This window comes from Bradyrhizobium sp. (assembly GCF_049581145.1).
In the GTDB taxonomy this organism is placed as follows: domain Bacteria; phylum Pseudomonadota; class Alphaproteobacteria; order Rhizobiales; family Xanthobacteraceae; genus Bradyrhizobium.
This window is the reverse complement of record NZ_JBAURI010001237.1, coordinates 1-7,038: the sequence shown is the minus strand read 5'-3', so window position 1 is coordinate 7,038 and position 7,038 is coordinate 1. Positions and strand designations below refer to the sequence as shown.

5 protein-coding genes are annotated in these 7,038 nt (G+C 62.9%); 3 read left to right on the top strand and 2 right to left on the bottom strand.

Translation table 11 applies throughout. The annotated features are described in order from the left end of the window. Positions 1-77 precede the first annotated feature (77 nt). Positions 78-524, top strand: a complete 447-nt coding sequence (locus WCB02_RS39335; protein WP_423967755.1) for a hypothetical protein — start codon at positions 78-80, stop codon at positions 522-524. Between the two features lie 33 nt (positions 525-557). Here WCB02_RS39335 and WCB02_RS39330 read toward each other — a convergent pair whose 3' ends face one another. After that, positions 558-1,433 (bottom strand): tetratricopeptide repeat protein, encoded by an 876-nt coding sequence (locus WCB02_RS39330; RefSeq protein WP_423967752.1) that lies wholly within the window; start codon positions 1,431-1,433, stop codon positions 558-560. Here WCB02_RS39330 and WCB02_RS39325 point away from each other — a divergent pair. Next, a complete protein-coding gene (locus WCB02_RS39325) occupies positions 1,432-2,478 on the top strand; it encodes an EscU/YscU/HrcU family type III secretion system export apparatus switch protein (RefSeq protein WP_423967750.1) in 1,047 nt (348 codons plus the stop codon). The genes WCB02_RS39330 and WCB02_RS39325 overlap by 2 nt on opposite strands. A 102-nt stretch (positions 2,479-2,580) precedes the next feature. Here WCB02_RS39325 and WCB02_RS39320 read toward each other — a convergent pair whose 3' ends face one another. After that, the gene (locus WCB02_RS39320) at positions 2,581-3,291 is read right to left on the bottom strand and encodes a GntR family transcriptional regulator (protein WP_423967748.1); all 711 of its coding nucleotides are present in this window, start codon (positions 3,289-3,291) and stop codon (positions 2,581-2,583) included. Positions 3,292-3,823: 532 nt separating this feature from the next. On the opposite strand from WCB02_RS39320, the gene WCB02_RS39315 reads away from it, so the two are divergent. Further along, positions 3,824-7,038, top strand: a 3,215-nt coding sequence (locus WCB02_RS39315; RefSeq protein WP_423967746.1) for a hypothetical protein, incomplete at its 3' end; no start/stop codon positions are given.

The window sequence follows — 7,038 nt, the reverse complement described above, 5'->3', positions numbered from 1 at the left end:
GCCCCGCTGCGCACGGCCAGCGAACCGCCGCAGCGCTCGTCCGGTCTCATCCTGAAGTGATGTAAAGGGATATGTTCATGTCTGGCGTTCTCCTTCGCCGCACGGCTTTGATGCTCGCAGTCGCGGCTCTGCCGGCCTGTGCGCCGCTCCCGCCCGATTATTCGCCATACTATGTGCGGGTGCCGGTCGAGTCGCAGAATCGCTTCGGCTCGGTCATTCATTCCGAGTTGGTTCCCGAGGCGTGCCTGACACCGGATCCGACCGATACCGGGCTCGGTGGCTCGCGGCTGCCGCCCGGATGCGCCAACAACGCCAACTTGCTCAACATGGTCGAGCGGAAGCGTGATCTCGTTGAGGGACGGAAACTCGGTCCGGCGCCGGCTTCTCCCTCGGCGCGGGCGGCGCAGAAATATATCTACGGACCGGAGCAGAGCGCCCTGGGCGGCGGCGTCAGACCGCCCATCCATGCTGTGACCCAGGCCGGGACCTCGAGCGAGGCCGCCGCACCGGCTGCGACCCAATGAAGGTGGCATCCGCGGGCGTTCGAGCCTCCGCTTTCATCCTTGCATGGTTCCCAGCGCGTGGGCGCGCGCAACGGGATCGATGATCCCGCGGATCGAGCCCGCCCGACCGAACAGTATGTTGAATTCTGATTGGGAAAGTCCCTCCGGTGCAACGGCTCGCGCGTCATGCGAACTCCTTCCGATCATTCCAAGTACAAGGACGAGATTGCGCCGATGGACGGAGCGGGCGGCAGGGGATGTCGCAACCTGATCTGTCAAGGTCGCGGCTTTGTCGGCGTTCCCCGCGAGAGCAGCCGCAAGCGCGAGATTGGTTGTAATGTCGATATCGCCGGGCGAAATTCCGAGCCCTTTTTCGAAGGTCTCCTGCGCCTCTGCGAACTTTCCCGCCATGGTCTGTGCGACGCCAAGGCGATTGTAGGCCGCACCGGTATTGACGAGCGGTGCTGCCTTCGCAAGTGCGGCGAGCCCGTTCACGAGATCGCCGCGTTGCGTAAGCGCGGTCCCGAGGTCCAGTTGCGCCTCGGCGTCGTCAGGATTGATCGCGAGCGCAGAACGATAGGCGCCGATCGCCTCGGTGAACTTTCTGGCGCGCAGGCAGGCGTCGCCAAGCTGCACATAGGCCGCCGCCGAGCGGCCCGATATGGTGACGGCCTGGCGATAGAGCACGAGGGCAGTATCCTCGCTGCCGCTCGTCTCCACGTCGCGGGCCATCCGGGTGAGCTCATCGAACTTGTCATTGGCGCTGGTGTCAGCCGCGGTCGAGACGGGAACAGCCGGCACACCCGCGCATCCGGCAAGTCCACCCAGCAGCAGGATCGCGCTCAATCCGGCACTGATGCTGCGTTTTCCGCACCAACGATTCGCCACGAGCGTATGCGCATGAGATGCCGCCGCGGAGAACACCGTCATGAGCAACGAATCCGAAGAGAAATCACTTCCTGCTTCGCAGAAGAAGCTTCGCGACGCGCGTCGCAAGGGCCAGGTGCCCCATAGCCGCGATCTCGTTTCCGGTTTCACGCTCACGCTCATGTTGATTTATCTCTGGCTGGCTTGGCCCGCATTAGGGGATCGTCTGGTCGAACTGATGGATATCATCCCTGAGTTCGTTGACCTTCCATTCGTCGAAGCTGCGAGTCGGGCGCTGCGGCTGTCCCTTGAGGTGCTGCTGCTGGCTAGCCTGCCGCTGATCGCCATTCTCGTTGTCGGAGATCTCGTTGCCGGCATCGCCGGCACGCTGGGACCGGTCTTTTCGTTCGACCTGGTAAAACTCAAGTTCGAACGTATCAATCCAGCGGAAGGGCTCAAGCGGATTTTCTCGGTTCGCAATGTCGTCGAGTTTGCCAAGAGCGCGGTCAAGGTCGTGGTGTTGTGCACCGCTTTCGTCGTGATCCTGCGCGGCACAATACAGTCGCTGTTCGAGATCCCGGTCTGCGGCGCCTGGTGCCTCACGGCGGAAGTTGTCGAGGCCGCGAAGCCGCTCGTCGCCACAGCGGCCGTCGCTTTCCTCACCGTAGGCCTGTTCGATCTCCTGATACAGCGCCAGCTCTTCCTGCGCGACATGCGCATGACCCGCACCGAGAACAAGCGGGAAAGGAAGGAACTCGAAGGCGATCCGCTCCTTCGTCGCGAACGCCGGCGGCGCCGCGTGCTGCAGGTCGCAGCTGGCACTGGCAACGTCGGCATCTCGCGCGCGGTCATCGCGATCATGCATGGAGATCAGGTCGTTGGCCTGCGCTACCGGACAGGCGAAACGCCGGTGCCGTTCGTCGTGTGCAAGGCGGACGGCCAAGCCGGCTTGGCCATGCTTGCGGAGCTGCGGGAGCGCGGAATTCCCATCGTCGATGACGCGGAGTTCGTCGCCGCTCTTGCGGCAAAGCATAGGGTAGGGGACATGATCGACGCCGAGCTTTTCCCAGCCGTAGCCCGGGCGCTGGTCGCTGCAGGCATTTCCTGACAGCCGAACATTGAAGTCGCTCGTTCCCATCAGCAGTGCCTTCGCCCTCGCTCCGGAAATGGTCCTCCGCCAGAGCTGCAAGCGGCATCACGGCCGACACGCCTAACCGACAGCCAGGCGCGTGCCGCTGTGCTTGGCATCGGTGCGGACAGCAAGCGTATCAAGAGCGATGCGCATCGCGTCCGCCTTGTGGCAGAGATGCCGTCGTGCAACCTTCGCGAACCGCGCCCCGTCCTTCTCTTCGAGTGCAATCATCATTTCTTCGTGGTCCGCGACGGCGTCAGCCCATTGCGGTGGCACCTTGGGCGTGACGAACAGGATGCTGCGCAGCCGAGTCTGGACCATATTGTAGGTGTCGCTGAGCGCCTTGTTTCTGGCTATCTCGAAAATCGCATCGTGGATGGCGCGATTGATCTCGCTGTAGGAGTCCTGGTCACCGGCGCGGTAGTGCTCAAGCATCTGCGCGTGCATGCACCGAATCCGCGCCAGTTCGTCGGCCTTGATGTTTGCACATGCGAACTCTCCGGCAAGCGCCGCGAGCATTCCCAGAATGGGAACGATTTCTTCGATCTCCTTGCGCGTGACATGGACAACCCGGGCGCCCCTGTTGGGCAAAAGGCAAACAAGTCCCTCGACGGAAAGAACCTTGAGGGCCTCCCGCAGCGGTGTTCGCGATACGCCGAAAACGTCACACAGGCGCGACTCCGGGATCCGGCTTCCAGGACGAAGCTCGCCCCGGATGATCATGTCGCGCAGCAATGTGACCAGCTCGTTGTGAAGTGATTTGCGGGGAATGGCTGGTTGAGGGGACATGTTACTCCAAACACATGCGCTTGAACGCACTTGTGAACTGGACTTAAATATTTCCGCCGTAAAGAAGCTACTTTCGTGGTGGCTTAGAAAAGGCCGCGCAATAGCATTGCAGTGGCAAAATGGTGGCGCATAAGGGCGAGGAAACCCAGTACAACCAAAAAATGCATTTGCTCCGCGTTTCTCCGCCGCTGGCTTGCTGCGGGAACGCCCGACGCGGCTATCCTCAACTCTGACGTTCGCCGAGAATGAATGCAGAATGCAAAATTCTAAATTCAAAATTTCAAATGAAGAATAATCGCGTCAGATACTTAAAAGGCGCTTCAATCGGAAAAGGCCATATGACACCCTTGTAAAATCAAGCGGCCGCCGCGCGTTGGCGAGCTGGACGCAGTAGCACGGCACAGGAGATGGCATGCCTGCAGTCTACTACAATAACAATGGCACTCTGGAATATTACGTGCCGCCTCGGCCGCCGGCGCCGCCACCACCACCTCCTCCTCCACCGCCCAAAACTGGAACAAGCGCTCCGGGATTGCAGCAGGACGTCACTGTCGCGAAGCAGGCAACCGGCGACTACCTGTCCGGCCACAGCACCGCCGAGACCACGGCTCTGGACGACTGGGCCGCCGTCGGGGCTGTTATTGCGAACCAGTACCGGATCGCCTGGGCATCCGCACGTCATCGGGAGGCGGCGGTCGCCGCGCTCGACAGGCAGTATGACAGCTACTTCCAGCACAGCGGGGTTGACACCGAGATCTACGACCACGTCGTCGCGTCCGCCAAGGACGAGGTGCCGGGGGAGGAGGGACAGACGCTCCCGCCATCCGGCACAAAAGGGTCTTCGGGCACAAACGCGTCGTCAAGCTCAAGCGCGACAGCGCACACCACGAGCGGGTCGTCAGGTACCAGCACGACGACGTACTCCACAACCGTGTCATACGGGTCGCGCGGCGCGGTCCTGGGCGGAGAGCCGTTCGTCATCACCACCGTCGTCACGCATGCGGCGTCGCCGTCCAAGCCGCACACGCCTTCCGCTCCCCCTCAGGTGACGAAGGCGCGCAAAGCGATCGTCACCGGCGCGGCGGCCTATAGGCCGACCGGGCCGGGCATCACGGTCGATAACCCCGTCGTCAAGGCGATGATGCCGATCCTGACGAAAGCAGAGCAGGATCAGCATGCGGCCCAGCAACAGGTCGATGCTGACACGTCGAACGAGCACACCACGCAGCAGCAGCTGGCGATCCTGAATACCTATACCAGCAATGCCGGCCTGTCGCTGAAGGCCATGCTGCAGCATGCCTTTCAGCTGGAGACGCAGCTGAGGGGAGAGCTGCGGCAGACCGCCGTCGCTCAGCAACATCTCCGTGCCGCAAAGGCGAAGGTGGCGGCGGCTACCGTCGTCGCCTACACCCAGCAAGGGCAAAGCGACAATCAGACAGCGACGAAGGCGGCGGCGACATCGAGAACGTCGCTCGACCATCTGAATAAGCTGCTGCCCAAGGGCCTGTCCGTGAAGCCGGGCGCCACGCTGACGCCGACGCAGCTGGCGAGCCTGTCGGGCCAGCAGCGGCAAGCCTATTTCGCATACTTGACGGCCACTTTGAATGCGAACGCCGCCGTGGCGAAGACCAATGCCGACTACGCCCAGGCCAACGCCAGCTACGCCTTGCTTCAGCTCTACGCGTCCGACCCGAAGGCGTACGGCGATATCGCCCAGCAGGCCGTAGGCCTGGTGCAAGGGGCTCTATCGCCGCTCACCGTGTCGGTGCAGCACAAGGGTCAGACCTATGTCATGCCCGCAAGCGATCTCCTGACGATGCCAGGCCACATGACACCCGGCGCCGCGCAGTCCAATTTCGATTACTACACCCAGCAAGAGACCGACTTCAACGCCCAATGGAACGCCGCCACGGCGGCGATGGCGTACCTGCCGGCGAGCAGCAGCGCGAGCGCCCTGCAGATCCAGTTCGACGCCCTCACGAAGCAGGTCGGCGCCCTCCAGAAGCAGATCGACGCGCTGGCGCAGGACGCGCTGCCGATCGACCGGGGCGTTGGTACGCTGGTTGACCAGTATGGCGCCGCCCAGAGTGCCCTGGCAAAAATTAGCGCCGCCTTGGCGAAAGCCAACAGCGCCGCCGCGCAAAGCGCTCCCGCTTTCAATCTCACCACCACCTACGTGACAAAGCTGCAGGGCCAGCAGGGCGTGCAGACGGCCTCGAGCGCGCTCAACACGGCGGAAGCCAACTACGTCAAGTGGGCTGCCGCGCACCCTGCCGCTATCCACGATCCCTTTGTGGCGTCGGGTGGCACCCTCAATCCCTATGCCGGACAGGTTGCCACGGCGCAGCAGCAGCTCGCGCTGGCCCAGCAGGAGTCCAACACGGCCTCCGCTGAGTTTCTCGCGGCCTATGGGCAGCTCTATGCCATGAACCTCGATGCCGCCGCGAAGGCGGAATTGCAAAAGGTGACAGCCTGTTCGACGAGTCCCGATTCGCCGTATGTGATCTCGCAGAACGACCATTCGGACGCCGTGGCCGCGGGAAGCGTCGCCAACCAGTTCTCGAGTCAGGCCAGCGATGACGAAGCCCAGCTGGTGGTGACGATGGACCACCTCGCCGTTACCGCCGATCAGCAGGCCGTGACCAAACTGACGGCAGAATATGTTCAGTGGAACAGGACTCATCCGAATCCGAGTTTCGTGAAACTGGCGCTGGCGAACGGCGTGAGCCCGGGCGCCATCAGCCCCGCCGTTGCGAACCCGTCGAATCCGTATTCGACGGCGCTTTCCAATGCGAAGGCGACGCTGACGGCTGACGGGCAGGGGCTCTTTCTCGACGCCCAGACGGCGCAGCAGGCGCAGGGTGCGCTGGCGCAAGCCAACTACATCGCGAGCCTGCCGCTGAACCTGCAGGATCCGCAGACGACGGCGGATAAGCAGCAGCAGCAGCAGGATATCGAAACTTTCGACCAGACACATCTGTTGTTCAAGGGAGCGATCAACGTCGGCAACGCGCTCGACGTGGTGAATGACGATATCTCCGGGTACCAGAAGGGGTATCTCTCCACGCGCCCGCTGGTGGAACAAGGCTACGATGCGGTCTCCAATTTCTTCGGCGGCGGCGGCACCCACTCGGCTGCCTTATCCTACATGGAGGGTGTGCGCTCGCAACTTCAGGCCGTTCAGCAGAAATACGGCGGCGGGCAGCTCTCTCGCGCTCAGTATGTGGCCGAGCAGACCGCGCTGCAAAAAATCCTGCAGAACTACGGTCAGACCGTAAGTAGCACGGAACTCCAGGACCAGCAGGGCGATCAGGCCTTTGATGAAATGGAGCAGGGCCTCGAGTTCGGCGCCGAACTCGCGGCGGGCATCATCGCCACCGCGGCGTCCGGGGGCAATGTCGCGGTTGGCATGGCAACAACCTTCGCCGTCGCTCAAGCGTTCCGGGGCGCCCAGAATGGTGTGACGGCGCTCGAGGGCGGATCGGTGATGGACGATCAGGGCGGCATTTCGCTCGTTACGGCTGGCGTAGACGGGATCAAGTCGCTCGTCGGCGATAAGGAGGGCGGCATCACCGCGGCGATGGGGGCGCGCGCCGGCATTGACGGAGCCGAGGACGCCGTGACGGCGGCGAGCGTTGGCTACGGTAACGTCGTCGCCGGCAAGGTCACGGATCTGGCCGTATCCTTCGGACTGAAGGTGGCGGGCAAGCTGGTGGGAGGGGCCGCGGACGTCGCCGTGGACACGGC